The organism is Escherichia sp. MOD1-EC6819 (assembly GCF_002965765.1).
GTDB classification, from domain to species: domain Bacteria; phylum Pseudomonadota; class Gammaproteobacteria; order Enterobacterales; family Enterobacteriaceae; genus Escherichia; species Escherichia ruysiae.
On record NZ_PTRG01000008.1, the window covers coordinates 1 to 22,701 of the forward strand.

A 22,701-nucleotide genomic window follows, 5' to 3' on the forward strand; every position below is an offset into this window, starting at 1 on the left:
TCCAAACATAGGTCATCGAGATCATAAATACAAAGCCATTCTTAATGAGAGTATTAGGCTTTTCACGAAAGCTGGTTTAATTGTTTATAAAATAACAAATGGATTCATTGAAGGAACTCGATTCCCCCTAATTAAATTACGAAGAAAGATAACTAATAATATAAAAGTATCATATGCATTAACAGATATATCAGCAATGGAAGTTCAGTTTCACTCTCGTAAAATACCATGCGGCGTTATAGTCAATGGTAATTGTAAAGAAAATGTTTTTATTCCTAAAAAGCTATTATCTTATTATAAACATAATTTATTTCACATTAGTGATGACATATTAAATATTGAGTCTTGTCCTGAATATATTCAAAAATACCTTTTGTCATATTCATTTGCATCGCTTGAAAATATGAGTTTTAAGCAACGTGTTAGCTGGCTGTGTGAGTATTTAAAGGAAGATGCAAAAATTAAAAAAAATAAGTTAGAGAGTTTGTATTAATATATTGTAATTTGTTTTTTATAAAGTTAAGATATGTTCGTTTTTTGATTGTTTAATTAATAATCTTGACGTTTTTTATAATTGATAATTTCGTGTTTTTGCAGTTTGTTAAATAGTTAACAAGTACTGATTAGCCATGTTTTGTTAAAAATTATTAATCTTCAAACTTGACGTGTAAAACCAAAAAAATCCTTATCTTTCATTATGTTATGGTAAAAACATCTACCCCCATAATAAACCCCATTAACCTGCGTCCTCACCAATAAATACCCCCGAAACTTCTTAAACAGTTTCATATCCGGTTTAAAATCGGCCTGCCAGAACTGGTGCAAATGCCCTTGATACGTCAAGCCCTTGATATCGTACAGGGCATTGCCCATCACTTTAAGTGGTTTGTTATGAATCAGCGCAGAGATCCCCGCCGTACTGTTAATCGTCACCACCGCTTTTGCGTGGCGTAATAATTCCGGCATCGGGAGATCGTGCACGTATATGACTCGCTCACCTAAGCCATATTCCTTACTCAACCGTTTAATTAATGGTCGATAGAGTCTGTGACCACGATCCATCGGATGATGTTTGATCACCAAATAACTTTCTTTCGGCGCTTTACGCGAAAATGAGTACATGACTTCATTAATATAGTCACGCACATCGTTATAATTGCTGTGGTTACGAATCTGGCTATCGTTATATACCTGCAAAACGGCAAGATAATAACGCTGATCCAGCTCGTTCATTAACCTCGGTAATACCTTACGCTGTGTTACCTTGTAAAGTTGCTTGCGCCAGTACGCACGAACCCAGCAACGAGCCTCATACCAGGGAGAAAACGATTTGTGGTGGCGGTAGCGAGGAAACTCATGACGGTAATGCCAGCCCATCAGGTAATACCACATCGCATGGCCTATACGTTTCATCGTTGAAGGTGTTAAGTTCTCAACATGCGGCGCAGGCATATCTGGTAACTTACGATAAAAATCCGGATCGCGCGGTAGCGATGAATATGCGTTCACTCCGCCTTCTTCAACGGTTATAAATTGCGGGCGTAAATATCCTTCTTCAAATGCCAGAAAACGGATACCTTTCGACTTTGCCCAGCGTTTTGCTTCTTTATGCAATGGGCGGCAGTCGCCAAAGCAGAGGATAGTGTCAAAGTCATATTGCCGGTGGAGATCTCGCAACCATCCGGGAAACTCTTTCGGTGTCTGGTAGTAAGCCAGATAATGTCGATGGCGGCAGTAAAAACGATCCCCGCCGTTGAATACAACATTCACAGCGTTACGGCCTAATGACTCTAGCCACTCGGCGACATCACTGAAAAAGGGTCCCATTGGCCCCTGCAATAGCAGATATTTTTTACCGGATAATAAAACGGTTAGTGCATTACCTTGCATAAATAATTTGCGTAATAGTCAATAATGTAATTGTTTAGCCAAATCTGACCTTGCAGAACATAATTAATTTGCGGTAATAGCGTATTACTCGCCCCGCTTTTTTTCTGGTAATAAACATCGGCTTGCGCGGAGTCTGGATCAAATATTCCGCCGCCTCTTCAACCGTAATAGGTTGTAGCCGTGTTGGGTGGATATAGGTTGGATAAACAATTAGCGCCTGATATAGCAGATCCGCTAACGTTAATTTTCGCTCGCGACGCGGGCAGCGATGTTCATCAACGGTTAAACCCCAACCGGCATAGAAGGGCAGGCCGTAACAATGAACTTGCTTGCCATGTAATAACGCTTCAAACCCGGACAATGATGTCATGGTATGCACTTCATCTGCGCGTTGGATGCATTGAATAATATCTGCGTCCAGTGCCTGATAATCAGCTAGTTCAGCAGTCAGTTCTGCCGAAATATCGCCCTTGCGATTCCCCACCAGTACATCCGGGTGCGGTTTATAAATAATGTAGGCGTGCGGATTACGCTCGCGTACTGTGCGTAATAACTCAAGGTTGCTCTTAATCGAGACGGTGCCTGTTTTAATAGATGCATCGTCCTCTACCTGACCCGGCACCAGGATAACTTTTTTACCTTTGGCTTCGGCTGGTAGAGAGAAATCGGCTCCCAGGTTGTACTTGCTCAGTTTGCTCTCAACCAGTCGCAGGCGTAATTTTTCCGCTCGCATCTTCTGCGCCAGCGTTAGCTGGCTATCATTCAGCAGCACTTCCAGATCGCTGGGGCGCGTGGCGTCATAGTAAATACCGCGTTTATCCAGCACCAGCGATAGCGGCGGCAGCAGGTCAGAGCCAAGTCCGGATGAACGCAGAAAACCATCTTCCATTCGCCATAATGGCAGTGATTTTCGCTGCGCTTCGGCTCGCCATTGCTGTTCTCCTTTTACACCCCATACCACGCAGGCGCTCGCCGCAGTACAGCGACGTGAAAAACTCAGCCGGTTTGTCGCCGTTCGTAAGAAAGGTTTCAGGATCGCCGACTTCCACAGCGTTAAGCCTGGCGCCCATAGATAGCCATTACGCTGTTGCTGATGGCGGCGTTGTAATTGCAGCCATTGCAGCACGGTAAACAGATCGCTTACTGCTCCCGTTTGCGGATCGATATAGCGACAGTAACGCAGGTATGCAGCGGCAAAAAGTTCTTCCAGCGTGGCAGAACCGCGTCGGGCAGATAACAAAGCGGACTGCGGATGACGATCGTCCGTTAACCCCCAGCCTGCATACCAGGGCTGACCGAAGCATGTCACTGGTTTTCCTGCCAGCAAGGCTTCAAAGCCGTACTGGGAGGTCACGACGTAAACCCTGGAAACGTGTCGCAACAGCGAGTGCGGACTGACATTCTCCGCAATCAAACGTACTCGTTGCGTGGCGCGCAGATCGGCGAAATAACCTGTTTTCTTTCCTTCCAGTACATCAGGGTGCACCTTCACCCAAATTGTCGCTTGAGGATTTTCCGCCATCGCGGCCTCCAGCATGGCGGCAAACTCATTCGGACCCGCATTACCATACGTCACTGACATATCATTAAATGTCTGATCGACAACCAGAACGATGTCTGAATGTTCTGATTCATCAGCCACAAACGCAGGCGCCAGATTATATTTCGACAAATCTTCGGCCACGATGGTGTGCATCGCTTCTCTGGCCTGATCTGCCAGTGCCGCATTTCCGGCTTTATCCTGTACCAGTTTCTCCAGCGCCGAAGGCTTGCTGGCATCGTAGTAAATGCCGCAATCATCCACCACCAAAGAAAGTGGCGGCGCGCCATTGACGCCAAGATCCAGCGAACGCACAAATCCATCTTCCAGACGGATGACCGGCTTTCCCGCTGCTTTGGCGATGGCGGCTGGTTTCGCCGCGCTGGGGCGATGTCCCCACACGGCGATAGCATCAACTTCTTGCGGAACAGGGCGCAGCAGAGAAAGTTTCTGGCACGGTTGCGCCAGAAATTTCTCCAGATTTGGAATACGCCAGATGCCGGACGAGAAAATGCCAATCATGCGTTTTCAGCCAGTTCCTGTGCCATCAGGGCGCGCACTTTTTCAAGACATGCAGGGGTGTCAACGCCCGGACCGGTTGCGGCAACCTCAAACGTGCGAATGTTGATTCCCGCGTTCATTAACCGTAGCTGCTCCAGTGATTCCGCCTGCTCCGGCATGGACTCCGGTAACTGGCTGTAGTTTTGCAGCACATCGCGACGATAAGCGTAAATACCGACGTGTTTCAGATAGCGTGCTTTTTCAGCATTACGCGGATACGGAATCGGCGAACGGCTGAAATAAAGTGCATCGTGGCGGGTATTCACAACCACTTTTACTGTGCTGGGTTCAGTCGCCTCTTCGGCAGAAATCGCGTGGCATAGCGTTGCCACCGGCAACGCGGGATCGTCACGCATTCCTTGCAGCAGCGTTTCTACATCCTGCGGGCGAATCATTGGTTCGTCGCCCTGCAGGTTAATGTAGATATCTGCCTCGACTTTATGCATCACTTCGACCAGCCGATCGGTGCCGGATTCATGATCGGTACGCGTCATAATGGCTTTCCCGCCAAACGCCTGTACGGCCTGTTCAACACGCGGGTCGTCAGTTGCCACCCAAACTTCAGCGACGCCCGCCACCTGTAACGCACGCTCGTAGACATGCTGGATCATCGGTTTGCCAACAATATCAAGTAGCGGCTTACCCGGCAGGCGCGATGAGCCATAACGAGCCGGAATGACAATAACTGCTTTGCTCATTTCAACTCCTTACAACGACAGAATTACTTTTGCACCCACCGCCAGCTGATAGAGGATGGTGGAAATACCACGGGTAACTTCAATATTTTTCGATTCATACTTCGGCAGAACCATAATCTCATCGCCCGGTTTGAGTGAATCCACATCTTCCGCGTTGACGGCTGCACCGTTCTGACGAATGACGATAATTCTGGCGTTACCCGATTTCTGCGTCAGGCCACCACATTTCTCGATGTAATCCTCGGTGGTCATCCCCTTCTGCCAGCTCACCGCGTTCGGGAACAGCACCTCGCCATGAACCATAACCAGCGATGTTTTCTCCGGAATATTGATGACGTCGCCATCTTCCAGCAGAACAGAGTCAATATTGGATTCGTTGAGGATCACTTCACCTTTCGGAACCACGGTGCGCGCTTTCGCCACAAAGCGGCTGATCAGTTGCGCTTCCTGCATTCGCAGGCTGGCTTCTTCTTTGGTGGAGGACTGGGCAGAAAGTGACGCTTCCTCCAGCTTTTGCAGCGAGAGATTCAGCATCTCTTTCTGACGCTGAGCCACTGATGGGCGATAAAGCTGAACCGCATTCATCTGCGACATGCTGTTCGGGCGGACTTTTTCCAGAACCGCACGCATGGTTGAACCATAAGGCAGCACCATGGCGTGTTCACCGGAGTGCGCGCCTTCAACCCGCACCTGAATGGTGCCGGCATAGCGGTCAGTGCTCACTATTAAGGTATCGCCGTTCTGCAACATGCGGCCTGGCGCAGAACTGATCGGATAGTATTCGCTACGTTTTTGCAGCCCCTGTTTACGCATAATCGTAATGTGAGTCGCGCCAGGCTTAGGGCGCGCCCAGCTCAACGCTTCTGTTACAGGAATGCTGCTTTCACGGAACTCAAAGTCGTAGCTGTTAAAGACATCGCCCTGAACGCTGAACGTATGTTGACGAGGCCCAACGATGATAGTGTCACCATCGGCGAACTGTGAAAGCCCCAGCTTACCGTTCAGCAGGAAGTCGTACAGGTTGACGTTGGAGCGCACGCGGTTGCCGCGCTTGACCACAATATCAACGTAGCTCCCACGCTCTGGATCAACGCCGCCAGCCTTGATCAGATAATTCAGTAAAGAATCGGAGGTCACGCCGCCGTACAGACCGGGATTACGTACAAAGCCGGTCACGTACACTTTTACTGGCTGCGCCTGTAATAAGGAGGCGTAGACGTTGACGTTGGACTGGTACACCTCCTTCACTTTTGATGTAACCAGAGTGTTCAACTGGCTATTGCTAACCCCGGCAACTTTCACTGGACCAACGTTCGGCAGGAAAATATTGCCTTTGGGATCAATCTGTAAGGCACCATCAAAGGTGAACGCACCCCATAAACGAACCTGAATGCTATCGCCCGGATTCAGAATATAGTCAGGGTTGAATCCCACTGTCGCACCGCTATCCGCGCTGGTGCCGTTGAAAAGTTGAGCACCAAACATACGGCTCATTACCACCGGCGGTGCGGGCGGCGGGGTATTGTCGAAGCCGCTCATGTTTTGCGTATCCGACTTTTGTCCGCTCAGAATACCGGGCAGTGGTGCGGCTCCTGTCAGGTTTGGGTCAGCGTTAATATCAATGGCCGCGCTGGCCTGCGCCGCGTGACAGGCGGCAATCAGTAAAATTGATTTAAATAATTTCATCACAAACTCATTCAGCGACAGCGTTAATCTCGGTGATCTTCAATAACAGCCAGCAACAGTTTCAGGGTGCCGAACAGCAGGCAGCACACCAGTAACCAACAGGCGATCAAATAAGGGATGTTTGGAAAAGATGATTCCTGCGGCAACTGTGGCGAACTGATAACCGACAGCACCTTGAGCTTACGAGCCGCTTCTACACGGGTCTTTTCAATGGAGGTCAGGGTCAGTTTGTACAGCTCGCTGTTGAACTCTACTTTTGATTTGATTTCTTCAAAATCCACCGCCATGCGGTTTAATTTGTCACCTTGTGGCGCCGTGATTTTGCTTTTTTCTTCGTCGATTTGTGCCTGCAATGACTGAATCGCATTACGCGCGCTCACCACTTGTGGTGCATCTTCACGCAGATATGTCAGCAAGTTACGCAGATCCGCTTCCATCTGGATCTTCTGACCCATCAGCGTATTGACTAATGTGCTCGCCGCCTCCGCCTGGGCTTGTGGGTCCAGGACGTTGTTGCTGTCCTGATAAGAGAGCAGTTCCGCCTTGCTGGCATCCAGACGCTGGCGCGCTTTTTCCATCTCGCTTTCTGCAAAGGCAAGCTGATCGCGCGCAATGCGATGCGACATCTCATTGATAAAGCGTTCTGACTCTTTCAACACGGTCTGGTTAAATTTAAGCGCAAACTCCGGGCTAAAGCCCTGCGTCTGAATATTCAGCAATCCGGTCTTATCGTCATACGAAACGTTGATACGATCCTTGTAGTACTTGAGGAAGCCTTCTGCGGTTTCATCCTTGCTAAGATGATTAAGAAAATCGAGCCCGCTGTGGCTAAACGCTTCACGAAAATTCAGTTGCTTATCCAGCGCCACCAGCATATCCGGCGAGTTGATGTACTCTTTCAGATACAGCGCATCTTCTGCGGAACTGGGGTTAGAGGCGCCCAGAAGCAGACCAAAATTCAGGCTGCCGCTGTTTAAATCATCTGAGCGTTTAATGGCGACTTTCGACTCGCTCATATAGCGAGGCTGGCTGAAGATGGCCAGATAGATCAGCAGCACCGCCATCGGTGCCAGAATGATGATTTTCGCCAGGTGTTTTTGGATATCTGCCAGTGAGATGGCAGACAGACGAGCACGCATCCAGGATACGGCAGACTTCACTTTTATCAACATGTAACGATTATCAAAGTTTCAGTGGGGCGCAAACTCAATGAGAGACTAAACTCTCGCACCCCGTTGCTTAATTAGTCGAAAATGCGCACAAGGCCAGTGACTTTATTTGCCTTGTTAGTCACCAATAACGTTGAGACGCGGTGCTTTTGCATTTTTTCTTCCGCTTCAATGATCATGGTGTCTTCCGGTAGCGTCAGCGGTTCACGCGTCATCATCTGCGCCGCCGTGGCGGACGTCAGAGAATCCTCTTTTTCCATAAAGCGACGCAGGTCACCGTCGGTGATAATGCCCGCCAGTCCGCCTTCTGCGTCTTCTACCATCACCATTCCCTGGCATCCGCTGGTGATACGTTGAATCACGGTTTTAAATGACGCATCCAGCTGCACCGCAGGAACATCATGCTGCATGACATCCGCAACGCGGGTCAGCAGGCGGCGGCCTAATGAGCCACCCGGGTGATAACGTGCAAAATCATTTGGCATAAATTTGCGCTGATGGATCATGGCAATAGCCAGCGCATCGCCGATCGCCATGGTCAGCGTGGTGGACGTTGTTGGTGCAAGATTATTCGGGCAGGTTTCATTCGCCATATGGAGTTCCAGCACGGCATCAGCATTTTTCGCCAGCGTGGAATTTCCATTATTAGTAATGGCGATAATTCGGTTGCCGAAATTTTTCAGTGAAGGAACCAGCTTGAGGATTTCATCCGTTTCACCGCTGGCGGAAATAAGGATCAGGAGATCGTAGGGCGTAATCATCCCCAGATCGCCATGGAACGCTTCTGCCGGATGAATAAAGAAACTCGGTGTACCGGTAGAGGCCAGCGTCGCTGACATTTTACGACCGACATGCCCCGATTTACCCATTCCCGAAAGAATAACGTGTCCTTTACAGTTCATTATCAAATTAAGGACACGCTGGTACTGCCCGGAATCAAGTTGTTTAGACAAGTTTTGTAATGCTGCGCCTTGTTCTGCCAGGGTCTGGCGAACAGAGGTAATTAAATATGGATCGATAGTACTGCTCTGGTCATCAGGTAAATGTCTTTCAGACATATCAGCTCCTTTGCACGGAAATAATGCCACAGTCACAACAAACCCGAACCAACAATAAATTATTGATATTAAATCAATGGGTTATAACGAAATATTTTTATGAATATAAAACCATGGTCAGCCCATGCGCTTATGCAGGGCTTATCACCTTCTTATTAAGTCGCAATGTCTCATGGGAGTGCGAAGATGCTGCAATATTACAGGCGAGAAGGGGGAACCAAATTTTGCCCACCTATTTAACACACCCCTACATTATGAACAAGGAATTTAGGATTTTTATCATTTATTAAAATGTTTCGCGCTTAACTATTAAGTCAAAAAACAATTTAGCAATTGATTGTTTCTTTGTAAAAAAAGAACGTATGGCACTGTTATCAATGAATAAAACACGTCAGCAATGGCGATGATGTTTTGTGATTAACTATTTAAACCGGACATAATAAACAGATTGACAATTTCCCTGTAAAGCAGAAGAAAATAATAAAATTTTAGCGGTGACTATTAAATGACATGATAGTTATAGGGTTGATTATTTCTGATGATGGATGCGGAATTAAGCCAGGCAGGATTGAATTTTGGCTATATCTATTTTTCAGGAGATTATTATTAAATAAAAAATAACGATGGTGATTATCATTGGTTGAGCTGGAGCCACATATGCCAGCGAGTACTTCCGTCCGGAGCCTTCCTTAATTTCAGAGAAAGAGCCGATGGAAGAACAATCATCAGGCTCTTTTAGAGTTATACGTGCCGATAAGGAGATGCCTTGTATGAAGGCGTTTCCGACAACCACCAGTCCACTCCTGACTCAGAGTGGTTTATTAATCGCGTCATAAAGATGGTTCAATGTTTTCAGGCGCTGCTTGTATGCTTTTGTCAGGCAGGTTATATCGCCACCACACTGGCGACGTTCAGCCAGCCATAGTACCTGTGAGTCATGCAGTTCCCCGGCGGCTCCCATCGCGTAAAGCCCATGAAGAAATTGATACTTAACGCTCATCTCCACATCCAAATCGTTCAGGCTATGTGATGAACAAATTGCTTTTTCATCCGCACTGCGGGACTGCCGACAGTCAAAACTGGCTGCTGTGGCGGAGAAAGCAGGGAGAGTGATGATGAGAAATGCGGTAAGAATATTTTTCACTGGCCGATCTCCCCGGAACGAATAACGGGCCCCGGAGCCATGGTCAGGGTTTTATTTCTCAACAGCCTGAATCCCATCGCCTCTCCGGTTTTCACTGACAGTTCACAGGCGAAGTGAAAAGTCGTCCAGTTAATCCCTCTACGGTACTGGCCATTACCTGTCAGCAGTGCAGGTGAGATCAGACGCTGCATATTATGTTTTCCCTGATCGAAAATAACCTTATCTACGTCGGTATACCGCTTCTGTAGTTCTTTCAGTGCGAGTGGTCGGCAAATAAATTCGGCCACACGTTGAGCTTCTGTCCAGTTGGTATAGACAAAATTACGGTCATCTTTCCCTTTTACCTCGTGATTAATGACGTTATTCAGGTGTTCTACCTGGGCAGGGTTCAATGTGACGTTCGCTGCAAATGCAAATCCGGTATACATACAGGATATTGCGGTAATTATAACCAAACGTTTAAAACTCATAAATACTCCGTTACGCATAAGTTTCTACATTTACTGTGCAATGACAATGTAAGATCCAGGAATAATTAACATGCTGCGCTGAATCAATTTTTTATGGTTAATCAGGTCGTTCGGGTGTAGGCCTGAATATGCTGTAATGCAAATTTCCGCTTGCCTAAAATAAAATCTCCTCGCCGATATTGAGACCTGTGGATACGGGGATGACCTGATTGCCGGACAAGAATTTAATGTCATTACACGGCGAATACTTATGAATTACTTAGGCAACATGGGTATAACTATCAGATAACAGTATCTGTGGCATAGGCGCAGGTAAGTCAGTATTTTGCACTATGTATAGCCTGTCTATTAACAGATGTTGTGGTAAATAAAAAACAAAATAACATAATAAAAATATAATTAGGAATATTTATAAAGACGTTTTTAATCAATTGATATGGCTGCGATTATTTTTATTGTCAGGCAATTTTCCCATTATTTTTTATTCTCAATATGTTGATCTGCATTGCTTTTTTGATTTCCACATTGCCTTAGCATCGAGTTAATGAAGTATTGTGATTAATTTGACTTTAATTGAATTACGAGAGGGAACTATGAGTGACAGCTTCCAGCGGGAGATACCGAAGGCCCGTATTAATCTGAAATTAGATCTGCACACCGGGGGAGCAAGTAAGAAAACAGAATTACCCCTGAAGTTACTGGTTGCGGGTGATTTTAGTAATGGTCAGGAATCCGCGCCATTATCTGAACGTAAAAAGGTTAATCTTAACAAAAATAATTTTGATGAGGTTCTTTCTGAATATTCCCCAAAAGTAAATCTTATCGTTAATAACACACTTGCTGATGACGGTAGTGAAGACAGCATCAGGTTGACATTCCAGAGCATAAAGGATTTCTCCCCGGAACAGGTCTCCCGACAAATACCACAGCTAAAAGCCATGCTTTCCATGCGTAATTTACTTCGTGATTTAAAAGCGAACCTTCTGGATAACCAGACTTTCCGTAAAGAACTGGAAAACATTTTGCTGGACCCGGCATTAAGTGCAGAACTCAGAGCAGAACTTTCCGCTCTGGCACCTAAACAGCCGTAACGGTCATGACGATTTAACGGATTAATAAGGAAAATGTTGATGTCTGTAAAAAATGAGAATGCCGCTGGTGGCGAGAGTGTGGTGCTTGAACATCCTGCTGCCGCTGGAGTTTATGCTTCCCTGTTTGAAAAAATTAATCTCAACCCGGTCTCTGAGCTGAGTTCTCTGGATATCTGGCAGGACGCACAGGCGATGTCGGATGCCACTGCGGATGAACGTTTAACGGCCGGGATGCAGGTGTTCCTGGAGTGTCTGACAAAATCGGGATCGAAAGTCGAAAAGCTCGACAAAAATCTGATTGACCACCATATCGCTGAACTGGATTACCAGATCAGCCGTCAGCTTGATGCCGTTATGCATCATGAGGACTTTCAGGCGGTAGAAAGTCTGTGGCGCGGCGTGAAATCGCTGGTCGATAAAACAGATTTCCGCCAGAACGTGAAAATTGAACTGCTGGATATATCTAAAGAAGACCTGCGTCAGGACTTTGAAGATAGCCCGGAAATTATCCAGAGTGGTTTGTACAAACATACCTACATTGATGAGTATGACACGCCGGGTGGCGAGCCAATTGCCGCGCTGATTTCCGCTTATGAGTTTGATGCATCTGCGCAGGATGTGGCGCTGATGCGTAATTTATCGAAAGTGTCCGCAGCGGCTCATATGCCATTTATCGGTTCTGCAGGTCCGAAATTTTTCCTGAAAGAGTCAATGGAAGACGTTGCGGCCATCAAAGATATCGGTAACTACTTTGACCGCGCCGAGTACATTAAATGGAAAAGTTTCAGGGATACGGACGATTCCCGTTATCTGGGGCTGGTTATGCCACGCGTGCTGGGTCGCCTGCCGTATGGCCCGGACACTGTACCGGTGCGTAGTTTTAATTATGTTGAAGAGGTGAAAGGCCCGGATCACGATAAATACCTGTGGACCAATGCCACCTTTGCTTTTGCGGCCAACATGGTGAAAAGCTTCATCAATAACGGTTGGTGTGTACAAATCCGTGGTCCACAGGCGGGTGGTGCGGTGCAGGATCTGCCAATTCACCTGTATGATCTTGGCACCGGCAACCAGGTAAAAATCCCCTCAGAGGTGATGATCCCGGAAACCCGTGAGTTCGAGTTCGCGAATCTTGGTTTCATTCCCCTGTCGTACTACAAAAATCGCGATTATGCGTGTTTCTTCTCGGCGAACTCCACGCAAAAACCCGCTCTCTACGATACTGCGGATGCTACTGCCAACAGCCGCATCAATGCGCGTCTGCCTTACATCTTCCTGCTGTCGCGCATCGCTCATTACCTGAAGCTGATTCAACGTGAAAACATTGGCACCACCAAGGATCGCCGGTTGCTGGAACTGGAGCTTAACACCTGGGTTCGTGGTCTTGTGACTGAAATGACCGACCCGGGTGATGAGTTGCAGGCATCTCACCCGCTGCGTGATGCGAAAGTTGTGGTGGAAGACATTGATGATAATCCGGGCTTCTTCCGCGTGAAACTCTACGCCGTACCGCACTTTCAGGTGGAAGGGATGGACATCAATCTCTCACTGGTTTCCCAGATGCCGAAAGCCAAGTCGTAAGGCGAGGGGAAATCAGGGATGAAAATTTTTCGCCCACTTTGGGAGGATGGGGCCGCGCTGGCCCCACAACAGTTCCAGCAGCAGGCTCGCTGGGACGAACATATTGCTGACACTGTTGCAGGAATGGGAATTTCCCATCCCTGGGGCGTGGTGAATGCTGAATTCGATACCGCAGCCCTTGTATTGTCACGCCTGAATGCTACCCGTCTGGTGGTACGTTTTCAGGACGGCACGATGGTTGATACTGACCTGGCGGATAATCTTCCACCGGTCTGTGATTTATCCGTCGCAAACGGCTCTGAGGTTGTTGAAGTCGTTGTGGCGCTGCCGTTGCTGAGTGCCAGTGGTGGCAATCTGGATAATGGTCAGGACAGTGAGCGCCCGCGTCGCTGGAAATCTGAACGCGTAGTGGTTCAGGAGCTTGCCGGGCATGAAAGTGGTGAACTGGCCATTTTGCGTAATGCCGTCACGCTTCGTTTATCTACGCAGGAAAATACCGCTTACCTGACTTGTCCGGTGGCTCGTCTGGCACGTAATGCGCAGGGACAGTGGAATCGTGATCCGTCTTTTATCCCGCCGATGCTCTCGATTGCGGCAAGCCCTTTGCTTGTGGCTGAACTGAGCGACCTGTTGGTTCGTCTGCAGGCACGACGTAAGCGTCTGATGGCGATGCGTCGTGAAAGCAACGAGCGTCTGGCCGATTTTGCGGTAGCTGATGTTTCTCTGTTCTGGCTACTCAATGCCCTGAATAGCGCCGAGCCCGTGCTGACCGAACTGATGCAGACTCCGGGACGCCACCCGGAGTTGCTCTACCGTGAATTGACCCGCCTGGCAGGCAGCCTGCTGACGTTTTCACTGGAGCACGATGCCAGTGATATTCCTGTTTATCAGCATGATACGCCTGAACGAGTGTTCCCGCCGTTGCTGGCTCTGCTCGATAAATTACTGGAAGCCAGTCTGCCCTCCCGGGTTATCAGTATTCAACTGGATCATGCCGATCAGTTCTGGAAAGGATCGCTGCATGATGCCCGCTTGCGTGAAGGAGCTGATTTCTATCTTTCCGTTCGCTCCTCCATGCCGAATCACGAACTGCAAGTGAAATTCCCGCAGCTTTGTAAGGCGGGCAGTCTCGATGACGTTTCAGATGTCGTGAACGTGGCGCTGAGTGGCATGGTTATAAAACCACTCAGCCATGTGCCTGCGGCGATCCCTCTGCGCCTTGAAAACCAGTTCTTCTCTCTGGATCTGAGTACCGATGCGGCGCGGGCGATGCTGGAGGCGGGTAGCTGTACCTTTTACACCCCGTGCTCACTGGGGGAGGTGAAACTTGAACTGTTTGCGGTGCTACGCGCATGAATAATTCCAGTCTCAGCCAGATTGAACAGATTTTCTATCCAGGCTGGTTGATGGCCAGCCAGCTACGCGGCGGGCAAGAAGTTCGGGACGGGGAAGGGCTTTATCGCCGGGCCTGTCGTCTGGTTCAGGAAGCGCGCAAATCGCTTTCGGATGCGGGCTACAGTGATAGCAGCCAGGAGCACATGGTATACGCGCTGTGCGCTTTGCTGGATGAAAGCGTTCTCAATCGCGGCACTTCTGACGATGGTTATCTGGCCTGGCGCCGTGATCCGCTGCAGGCGCATTTCTTCGGTACTTTGAACGCAGGTGAGGTGTTATGGGAGCGTATCCGCAACCTGCTGAAAGAGTCCGCACCGGACATGGCCGTGCTGACCTGTATGTACCGTACTCTACAACTGGGATTTGTTGGACAGTACCGGGCGCAGAACGACGAACGTCGTGAAGACGTGGTGCGTGCGCTGGGGGAACGAGTGCCCGCTTTTACGCTTGCTCAGGATGCGCCGATTGTCGCCAGGGTATCCAGTCTGCGCAGCGGTCGCCGACTGTACTGGCTTTCCTGGATTATCGGGGCGGCAGTACTGGCTGCGCTGTGGTACTTCTTCTCTTCCTCCCTCACCGAACTGGTGAGTCAGACGGTCAGGCCGGGGTAAAGGATGCGTGATGTTTACCGGAGTCTGTTAACCGTCCTGGCGGGCGTACTGGCACTGTGGCTTATCCTGGGATTCTGGTCACCGTCGGTCGGGAGCCGTGCGGCATTCAGCCTGCTGATTATTTTGGTCTGTGGGGGAATGCTCTGGCGTCAGTATCGGACATTACTGATACGGGCACCGGCGCTCAGAGATATTGTGGTTAAGTCTCTGCCACCGGAAGATTTTCAGGGTGCAGTCATTCTGGTGTGTGGCGATAACAGCGCATTATTTGCTGAGGGGACACGGCATCGTGAAACCCGTCAGGGCTGGTATCTGTGGGTAAAAGATGCAGAGCAGTTGCCATTGTTGGCTCAACACCTGAGTCAGATTCGTTCGGCTCTGGTGTCACAGATCTCGATATTGTTGGCTATCTTACCCGAACGCCACACCTCGGATGCGGAGTTAACCCAGAGTCTGCGTGGTTGGCAGCGTGCTGCTGCGCAATGCCATATCTCACTTGGTCAACTCCCGCCGCAGTGGATCGTTATCTGGCTGTCACCGCCAGTCGCTTGTGTTGATGCTGAGCCGGTCTGGTTTACTACTGTCAGCCAACGGGCAGGACTCCAGGTATATCAACCCGGTCAGGGGAATTTATCACTGACCGACTGGGCTCAAGAAACAACTTCGGGTGAGTGGCTGTCCCGCCTGAGCCAGGTGCTATGGCTGGACAGTGGACTTGCCTGGCTGAATACCGCAGTTAACAGTCTGCTGTCGGAGCGTCAGGGAGAACTGCCAGCTCTGAAGCCCTGTATACAAGGGCTGTGCATGGCTCCCGTGAGCGGTCTCGCCGGCAATCTCTGGCAACAACACATTGCCTCTGTTACTGCGCTGCCGCCTGATACGGTGGAGAGCGGTGAGCTTTTGCCGTTGCCTGAACTACTGCTGTCGGCGCTGCCGCGTCGTCGTGGCGTCAGTCGTCGGATGGTGTTCTGGCGCTATGCCGGACTGCTGGGGGGCATTTTTCTTGCACTGGCGATGCTGGCGTCCTGGGTTAACAATCAGCGTCTGATCCGCAATGTCGGCGACCATCTTGCCTTATACCACCGTCTCTCCGACGCCCCTCTCACGCCTAAACTCCAGGCACAGCAGCGTCTGCGCGCTGATGGCGCACTGCTGGAAGACTGGCAGCGGCGCGGTGAACCTCTGCGTTATCGCCTCGGGTTGTATCAGGGGGGGCGTCTGATACCTGCTGTTGAAGCCGCCGTGAATGACTTGCCGCTACCACCATCACTATCACCGTCACCGCAGACGGTTATCAAAAAAATCGTACAGGAGCCGAAGACTATCCGCCTTGACAGCATGTCGCTGTTCGATTCCGGCAAATCGGCGCTGAAAGCCGGGTCCACCAAAATGCTGGTTAATTCGCTGGTGGGCGTCAAGGCAAGGCCTGGCTGGCTGATTGTGGTCGCCGGTCACACAGATAACACCGGCAACGCACAACGAAATCAGACGCTTTCTCAGAAACGTGCCGAAGCGGTGCGCGACTGGATGCATGACACCGGTGACGTGCCGGAAAGCTGTTTTGCGGTGCAGGGCTATGGTGCAAGTCGCCCGCTCGCAACCAATGACACCCCGGAAGGCCGTGCGCTAAACCGCCGTGTCGAAATCAGTCTGGTATCACAGGCTAATGCCTGTCAGATACCGGGTCACACCCTGGCGTCATCGCAGGATGATGGCGCATCACAACATAATAGAGAGTAATTCCATGGCAATTCCTGTTTATCTTTGGCTGAAGGACGATGGCGGCGCGGACATCAAAGGGTCTGTGGACGTTCAGGATCGTGAAGGCAGCATCGAAGTGGTGGCTCAGGAACACAACCTGTACATCCCGACCGATAACAACACAGGCAAGCTGACCGGCACCCGAATCCACACTCCGTTCCTGTTTACCAAGGAAATCGATTCCTCCAGCCCATATCTGTACAAGGCGGTGACCACCGGACAGACCCTCAAGTCTGCAGAATTCAAGTGGTACAAAATTAACGATGCGGGTCAGGAGGTCGAGTACTTCAACACCAAACTTGAGAACGTGAAAGTGGTGAAGGTGAACCCTGTAATGCACGACATCAAAGATCCTTCTTTCGAGAAGCACAACCACCTTGAGCAGATCGAACTGCGCTACGAAAAAATCACCTGGACCTACAAAGACGGCAACATCATTCATTCCGATTCATGGAACGAACGCGCGACCGCGTAAGTCACGAGCGGGCAGAGATTCTCTGTCCGCTTTTTCGTTTTTGCTGAACGTCTGAAGCCAACGGGCTTTCAGCAAAGAACCCACAATCTGCCAGCCTGACCGTATGCGCTTTGGTCTCCTTCCTGGGAAACAGCGAGGGGCGGTAGCGTGTCCAGGAACCGACAAAGAGAGAAACTCATGGAAAATCCAGCCATCCTGCTGCGACGTTTGAACCCTTACTGTGCCCGTGCGATGGAAGGGGCGGCTTCGCTCTGCCAGACCCGTGCGCATACGGAAATTCTGCCGGAGCACTGGCTGCTGAAATTGCTGGAGCAGGGCGAGGGCGATCTCACTGTGCTGGCTCGTCGCTACGAGTGGGACATGGACAGCCTCTGGCAGGATTTGCTTGGCTGGCTCGACAAACAACCGCGCTCAGTGCGCCGTCGTCCGCAGCTTTCAGAAAACATCCAGACGCTGATGCAAGAAGCCTGGCTGATTGCCTCACTGGCGGGTGAGGCGCAGATCCGAAGTCATCACCTGATGATGGCACTGGTTGATAAGCAGAACCTGGTGCGTTGCGATGGTCTGTGGCCATTATTGACCCTGGGTCTGAGTCAGTTGGAACGCCTGCGTCCGTTACTGGATGCTCAGTCAGACGAGCGTCCTGAAGTGCAACAGGAAGCGGAGCTGGCGTTTGTTGGAAGTCCCGTTGTCGCGGAGATAAAAGAGGGAGAACTCAGCCCGGCACTGCAAAACGTGCTGGATAAGTTTACCCTCGACGTCACTGCCAAAGCCCGCGAAGGCAAAATCGATCCGGTATTTGGGCGTGATACTGAAATCCGCCAGATGGTGGATATTCTTTCTCGCCGCCGAAAAAACAACCCGATTCTGGTCGGTGAGCCGGGTGTCGGTAAAACGGCACTGGTAGAAGGGCTGGCGCTCAGAATCGCTGAAGGCAATGTGCCGGAGCCGCTCAAACCTGTCGTGCTACGCACTCTTGATCTCGGTCTGCTGCAGGCAGGAGCGGGTGTGAAGGGGGAATTTGAACAGCGTCTGAAAAACGTGATTGATGCAGTGCAGCAGTCACCAGTACCAGTTTTGCTGTTTATCGATGAAGCGCACACTATCATTGGCGCGGGTAACCAGGCTGGTGGTGCGGATGCCGCCAACCTGTTGAAACCGGCACTGGCGCGTGGTGAATTACGAACCATCGCCGCTACAACCTGGTCTGAATACAAACAATTTTTCGAACGCGATGCCGCACTTGAGCGCCGCTTTCAGATGGTGAAAGTGGACGAGCCCGACGATGACACCGCCTGCCTGATGCTGCGTGGCCTGAAATCTCGCTACGCCGGACACCATAATGTGCATATCACCGACGATGCGGTTCGCGCTGCCGTTACGCTTTCCCGACGTTATCTCACAGGCCGCCAGCTACCGGACAAAGCCGTTGACCTGCTCGACACCGCAAGCGCCCGTGTGCGCATGAGTCTCGACACCGTGCCTGAACAACTGACCCGTATCCGTTCCCGGATCACCGCTCTTGAAATGGAGAGGCAGGCACTACAGGAAGACATGGCTGTCGGTAGTCAAAACTACGGTGAACGCCTGACGGCAATAGAACAGGAAAAGAACACTTTCAGCGTTGAACTCAACGAACTGGAAACCCGGTACGGTCAGGAGCTGAAACTTACCGAACAACTGCTGGAAAGCCGCCAGGACATTTCCCGTCAGAGTAAAACGTACTCCCTGCAACAGGAGTTGAACGGTATGCAGCACAGCAACCCGTTACTTTCAGTCGATGTGGATGTGCGTACCGTTGCTACCGTGATTGCTGACTGGACGGGCGTCCCGCTGTCGTCGCTGATGAAAGACGAGCAGACCGAACTGCTGACGCTGGAAAACGAAATCGGCAAACGCGTAGTCGGGCAGAATGTGGCGCTTGAAGCCATTTCCCGGCGCCTGCGTGCCGCGAAAACAGGCCTCACATCTGAGAATGGCCCACAGGGTGTGTTCCTGCTGGTTGGCCCAAGTGGTGTAGGGAAAACCGAAACGGCGCTGGCGCTGGCTGACGTCATGTACGGCGGTGAAAAATCACTGATTACTATCAACCTGTCCGAGTATCAGGAGCCGCACACCGTCTCCCAACTGAAAGGCTCTCCTCCGGGCTACGTCGGCTACGGGCAGGGGGGCATTCTCACCGAAGCGGTGCGCAAGCGCCCGTACAGCGTGGTGCTGCTCGATGAAGTCGAAAAAGCGCATCGTGATGTGATGAATCTGTTCTATCAGGTTTTTGATCGGGGCTTTATGCGCGATGGCGAAGGCCGTGAAATCGATTTTCGCAATACGGTCATTCTGATGACCTCAAACCTTGGCAGCGACTATGTGATGCAGTTGCTTGATGAACAGCCTGATGCCAGTGAAGGCGACCTGCACGAACTGCTGCGCCCGATCCTGCGCGAACACTTCCAGCCTGCGCTGCTTGCCCGCTTCCAGACAGTGATTTATCGCCCGCTAACGGAAGCGGCGATGCGTGCCATCGTGGCAATGAAACTCTTGCAGGTCAGCACGCGTTTGCATCGTCACTATGGCCTGACCACATATGTTGACGAGAGTCTGTATGACGCTTTGACCAGTGCCTGCCTGCTACCGGACACCGGTGCGCGCAATATCGACAACCTGCTCAACCAGCAAATTTTGCCGGTACTGAGTCAGCAACTGCTGGTTCATATGGCGGCGAAACAAAAGCCGATTTCGCTGACGCTGGGCTGGAATGATGATGAAGGGATTGGACTGGAGTTTAAACCTGGCTAAAGGAGCTAAGTGATTATCCGATGGAACAGCAGGCACGGATTATTGCTGATAATTTTGTACTGCAAAAATTTGGGTATTTTGAAATGAGACTGTTGTTATTAAAGGTCATTATTAGTGCCGTTGGGCTGGAGCCATAATCACTCTTTTTCTTACCGGCTGAGTCCCTTATTTAATCCCGCAACCTGCCCGCCGGTAACAGCGTCATGGACAACGGGTTATCTCATGGAGTCAATATTATGAGTCTGACAGATACGCTGAATAACGCACTGTCTGCATTAACTGAAGGCGGGCTGAACCGCTACCGTCTGGATATTCCGTCCTGTACCGCATCGCCGGATGTGGAGTCCTTCAGGGGTGAGGAGCGCATGAGCGGGCTGTATCAGTACACCGTTCTGTTTACCTGCAGAGACCTGAACATCAGTGCATCGCAGTTACTGAGTAAACCGGCGACGCTGACCATGGGAACCGGGCCACTGACGGGGCTGAGCGGGCAGAAAGTGGTGCACGGGGTGGTGACAGATTTCAGTCGTGTCAGCGGTTCACGTGACCAGGCGACGTACCGGATAATTATTGAGCCGTTTCTGTCCCTGCTGGGCAGGCAGTACCGCACCCACCGTTTTTTCGTCAATAAATCTGTACCGGAAGTGGTCACCGAAGTCCTGCAGGAGCATGGTCTCAGAGGCTGGGAGTATGAATTCACTCTTAAAGCCGGTTATCCGAAGCGTGAGCAGATAAACCAGTACCGGGAAAGTGACCTGGCGTTTATTGAGCGCCTGCTGGCTGAAGTGGGGATATTTTATTTTTTCACCCTGCAGCCGGACACCCTGACGGAAGTGGTGCGCTTTGCCGACAGGCAGAGCGCCTGGACCTTCGGTAAAACGCTGGCGCTCAGCAGTCCGTCGGGGATGAGTGACAATGGCGCGGATTCGGTGTGGGGGATTCACGTCCGGCATCATGTGGTGGCGCGTTCGGTGACGGCGGATGATTACAATCACCGTGAAGCGCAGAACATCCTGACGTCGGTGCCGGCGGACATGACCCGTGGCGACGGGGAAGGGAACACCTACGGTGATGTGTACCATTACCTGCCGCGTCATCTTGAACGGGGCGACAAAATCACCCCGGCGGCGGAAACCGGCAATTTCTGGGCGCGGCTTGAGCATGAACGCTTTCTGTCCGGGCAGACAATGGTCAGCGGCAGCAGTAATGATGCCCGGCTTTCCCCGGCTCAGGTGCTGACCATCAGTGAACGGGCTGTTCCGCCGACCCTGCCGTCAGAAACGGACAACGGTATTGTGATTATCCGCACGGTTTACAGTGCGAGCCGTAAGGATGCCCTGACCGTGACGTGGGAAGGGATGCCGTATTACGAAAACCGCTGCTGGCGCCCGGCGGCTAAAAAACGGCCGGTGGTGAGCGGGACAATGACGGCGCGGGTGACCAGCGCCAGGGACAACGATATCCACGCGTGGCAGGATGCGTCGGGGATGTACCGGGTGAAGTTCGATGCCGACCGTGACGACAAAGGTCAGGGCATGGAAAGTATGCCGGTGCGCTTTGCCAGACCGTACGGCGGGGATAAATACGGTTTTCACTTTCCGCTGATACAGGGGACAGAGGTTGCCATCGCGTTCCATGAAGGCGACCCGGACCGGCCGTATATCGCCCATGCGCTGCACGACTCGCGCCACGCAGACCCCGTCACCGAAGCCAACAACACGCGCAATGTAATCCGCACAGCCGGCCTGAACAAACTGCGGATGGAGGACAGGCGCGGTGAGGAGCATATCAAGCTCAGTACGGAGTACGGGGGAAAGACGCAGCTGAATCTGGGGCATAACGTGGATGCCTCCCGCGAACTGCGCGGGGAAGGGGCGGAGCTGCGCACGGACAGGCATATATCCATTCGTGGTGGGGCAGGGGTATTTATCACCGCCGATAAACAGGCATTTGCCGGCGACAGGATGCTGTCAATGCAGGAGGCAGTTTCTCAGCTGGAAAATGCCCTGAGTATTGCCCGGAGTCTGTCAGATGCGGCAGAAACGGCGCAGGCGTATCCGGCGGATATCCGGAGTCAGAAAATGCTGACGGATGCCCTGACGGACCTGGCACAGCCGGGGATGGTACTGAATGCACCGCAAGGCGTCAGCATCAGCAGTCCGGAAGGTGTGCGCGTTTCCTCGGGCAGTGCCAGCGTGGGGATAATGTCCCGACAGAATACGGATATCAGTGCACTGAAACGTTTTACGGTGGCAGCGGGTGAAGCCATCAGTATGCTGGCCTGTAAGACGGGGATGAAACTGTTCGCCGCGAAGGGAAAGGTTGAAATCCAGGCGCAGGATGATGCGCTGGAAGCGGCAGCGAAAAAAGATGTGACCGTGACCAGTACAGAGGGAGGGGTTGAAATCACCGCCGCGAAAGATGTCGTGCTGAAAAATCTGGACGGGTCGTTCATTCAGTTGCAGGGTAAAAATATTATTCTGGGCTGTGAAGGTAATATTCTGTGGAAATGTGTTAATGCTCAGAAAATGGGAGCCGCTTCGCTGAATACGCCAGCCCCTGAATTTCCGAAAGGATACGGTGGTATTTATTCTCTGACTGATGAAAACGGGAATATTATCTCACAGACTGAGTATAAAGTGACGACAGCTGACGGGCAGGTGTTTCATGGTATTTCAGATGACAATGGTAAAACGTTGCCAATTTATACCTCAATGCCCAGCAAATTAAACATTGAGATCCTTGGAACCGGTAATTCTGCAGCAGGGAGAAAATAAG

16 protein-coding genes and 1 pseudogene are annotated in these 22,701 nt (G+C 50.8%); 9 read left to right on the forward strand and 8 right to left on the reverse strand.

Annotation, left to right across the window (positions count from 1 at the left end):
- A pseudogene (locus A7Z06_RS12475) lies at positions 1–493 on the forward strand (hypothetical protein); the annotation flags it as partial.
- 161 nt (positions 494–654) lie between these two features.
- Here A7Z06_RS12475 and A7Z06_RS12480 read toward each other — a convergent pair.
- The 8 genes from A7Z06_RS12480 to A7Z06_RS12515 all read right to left on the reverse strand — a co-directional run bounded on the left by A7Z06_RS12480 (position 655) and on the right by A7Z06_RS12515 (position 10,216).
- On the reverse strand, positions 655–1,890 hold the full coding sequence (locus A7Z06_RS12480; protein ID WP_001161854.1) for a capsule biosynthesis protein: 1,236 nt from the start codon (positions 1,888–1,890) through the stop codon (positions 655–657).
- 34 nt (positions 1,891–1,924) lie between these two features.
- Complete coding sequence (locus tag A7Z06_RS12485; RefSeq protein ID WP_105279443.1) at positions 1,925–3,952, reverse strand: capsular polysaccharide biosynthesis protein; 2,028 nt, start codon at positions 3,950–3,952, stop codon at positions 1,925–1,927.
- Positions 3,949–4,689 carry a 3-deoxy-manno-octulosonate cytidylyltransferase gene (gene kdsB / locus A7Z06_RS12490; RefSeq protein ID WP_010348155.1) on the reverse strand — a complete coding sequence of 247 codons (741 nt, stop codon included), beginning with the start codon at positions 4,687–4,689 and terminating at the stop codon, positions 3,949–3,951. Before kdsB ends, A7Z06_RS12485 begins: the two co-directional genes overlap by 4 nt.
- 9 nt (positions 4,690–4,698) lie before the next feature.
- Positions 4,699–6,375: a polysaccharide biosynthesis/export family protein gene (locus tag A7Z06_RS12495; RefSeq protein ID WP_010348153.1), complete on the reverse strand. Its 1,677-nt coding sequence runs from the start codon at positions 6,373–6,375 to the stop codon at positions 4,699–4,701.
- Between the two features lie 23 nt (positions 6,376–6,398).
- Positions 6,399–7,547, reverse strand: coding sequence for a Capsule polysaccharide export inner-membrane protein kpsE (locus tag A7Z06_RS12500; protein ID WP_000905928.1), 1,149 nt, complete (start codon positions 7,545–7,547; stop codon positions 6,399–6,401).
- 71 nt (positions 7,548–7,618) lie between these two features.
- A complete protein-coding gene (locus A7Z06_RS12505) occupies positions 7,619–8,602 on the reverse strand; it encodes a KpsF/GutQ family sugar-phosphate isomerase (RefSeq protein WP_001298261.1) in 984 nt (327 codons plus the stop codon).
- 808 nt (positions 8,603–9,410) lie between these two features.
- On the reverse strand, positions 9,411–9,746 hold the full coding sequence (locus A7Z06_RS12510) for a lysozyme inhibitor LprI family protein (protein ID WP_000789900.1): 336 nt from the start codon (positions 9,744–9,746) through the stop codon (positions 9,411–9,413).
- Positions 9,743–10,216, reverse strand: coding sequence for a hypothetical protein (locus tag A7Z06_RS12515; RefSeq protein WP_000008716.1), 474 nt, complete (start codon positions 10,214–10,216; stop codon positions 9,743–9,745). The genes A7Z06_RS12510 and A7Z06_RS12515 overlap by 4 nt, the downstream gene beginning before the upstream one ends.
- 593 nt (positions 10,217–10,809) lie before the next feature.
- Here A7Z06_RS12515 and tssB point away from each other — a divergent pair.
- From tssB to A7Z06_RS12555, 8 genes are all read left to right on the forward strand, one after another.
- Positions 10,810–11,307 (forward strand): type VI secretion system contractile sheath small subunit, encoded by a 498-nt coding sequence (tssB, locus tag A7Z06_RS12520; RefSeq protein ID WP_001283991.1) that lies wholly within the window; start codon positions 10,810–10,812, stop codon positions 11,305–11,307.
- A gap of 33 nt (positions 11,308–11,340) precedes the next feature.
- Entirely contained in the window at positions 11,341–12,888 is a 1,548-nt protein-coding gene (gene tssC / locus A7Z06_RS12525; RefSeq protein ID WP_000930188.1) for a type VI secretion system contractile sheath large subunit, read from the forward strand.
- Between the two features lie 18 nt (positions 12,889–12,906).
- On the forward strand, positions 12,907–14,244 hold the full coding sequence (tssK, locus tag A7Z06_RS12530; protein WP_000689244.1) for a type VI secretion system baseplate subunit TssK: 1,338 nt from the start codon (positions 12,907–12,909) through the stop codon (positions 14,242–14,244).
- Positions 14,241–14,894, forward strand: coding sequence for a type VI secretion system protein TssL, short form (gene tssL, locus A7Z06_RS12535; RefSeq protein WP_001066085.1), 654 nt, complete (start codon positions 14,241–14,243; stop codon positions 14,892–14,894). Before tssK ends, tssL begins: the two co-directional genes overlap by 4 nt.
- 3 nt (positions 14,895–14,897) lie before the next feature.
- Entirely contained in the window at positions 14,898–16,634 is a 1,737-nt protein-coding gene (locus A7Z06_RS12540; RefSeq protein ID WP_001205808.1) for an OmpA family protein, read from the forward strand.
- A gap of 4 nt (positions 16,635–16,638) precedes the next feature.
- Positions 16,639–17,130, forward strand: a complete 492-nt coding sequence (hcp, locus tag A7Z06_RS12545) for a type VI secretion system effector Hcp (protein WP_001007319.1) — start codon at positions 16,639–16,641, stop codon at positions 17,128–17,130.
- Positions 17,131–17,307: 177 nt separating this feature from the next.
- Positions 17,308–19,923: a type VI secretion system ATPase TssH gene (gene tssH, locus A7Z06_RS12550; RefSeq protein ID WP_000431138.1), complete on the forward strand. Its 2,616-nt coding sequence runs from the start codon at positions 17,308–17,310 to the stop codon at positions 19,921–19,923.
- A 236-nt stretch (positions 19,924–20,159) separates the two neighbouring features.
- On the forward strand, positions 20,160–22,700 hold the full coding sequence (locus tag A7Z06_RS12555; RefSeq protein WP_000059652.1) for a type VI secretion system Vgr family protein: 2,541 nt from the start codon (positions 20,160–20,162) through the stop codon (positions 22,698–22,700).
- The last annotated feature ends 1 nt before the right edge of the window (position 22,701 follow it).

Coding starts and splice junctions, on each gene's coding strand:
- A7Z06_RS12480 (WP_001161854.1), bottom strand. CDS start 1,890: ATGCAAGGTAATGCACTAACCGTTTTATTATCCGGTAAAAAATATCTG.
- A7Z06_RS12485 (WP_105279443.1), bottom strand. CDS start 3,952: ATGATTGGCATTTTCTCGTCCGGCATCTGGCGTATTCCAAATCTGGAG.
- kdsB (WP_010348155.1), bottom strand. CDS start 4,689: ATGAGCAAAGCAGTTATTGTCATTCCGGCTCGTTATGGCTCATCGCGC.
- A7Z06_RS12495 (WP_010348153.1), bottom strand. CDS start 6,375: ATGAAATTATTTAAATCAATTTTACTGATTGCCGCCTGTCACGCGGCG.
- A7Z06_RS12500 (WP_000905928.1), bottom strand. CDS start 7,547: ATGTTGATAAAAGTGAAGTCTGCCGTATCCTGGATGCGTGCTCGTCTG.
- A7Z06_RS12505 (WP_001298261.1), bottom strand. CDS start 8,602: ATGTCTGAAAGACATTTACCTGATGACCAGAGCAGTACTATCGATCCA.
- A7Z06_RS12515 (WP_000008716.1), bottom strand. CDS start 10,216: ATGAGTTTTAAACGTTTGGTTATAATTACCGCAATATCCTGTATGTAT.
- tssB (WP_001283991.1), top strand. CDS start 10,810: ATGAGTGACAGCTTCCAGCGGGAGATACCGAAGGCCCGTATTAATCTG.
- tssC (WP_000930188.1), top strand. CDS start 11,341: ATGTTGATGTCTGTAAAAAATGAGAATGCCGCTGGTGGCGAGAGTGTG.
- tssK (WP_000689244.1), top strand. CDS start 12,907: ATGAAAATTTTTCGCCCACTTTGGGAGGATGGGGCCGCGCTGGCCCCA.
- tssL (WP_001066085.1), top strand. CDS start 14,241: ATGAATAATTCCAGTCTCAGCCAGATTGAACAGATTTTCTATCCAGGC.
- A7Z06_RS12540 (WP_001205808.1), top strand. CDS start 14,898: ATGCGTGATGTTTACCGGAGTCTGTTAACCGTCCTGGCGGGCGTACTG.
- hcp (WP_001007319.1), top strand. CDS start 16,639: ATGGCAATTCCTGTTTATCTTTGGCTGAAGGACGATGGCGGCGCGGAC.
- tssH (WP_000431138.1), top strand. CDS start 17,308: ATGGAAAATCCAGCCATCCTGCTGCGACGTTTGAACCCTTACTGTGCC.
- A7Z06_RS12555 (WP_000059652.1), top strand. CDS start 20,160: ATGAGTCTGACAGATACGCTGAATAACGCACTGTCTGCATTAACTGAA.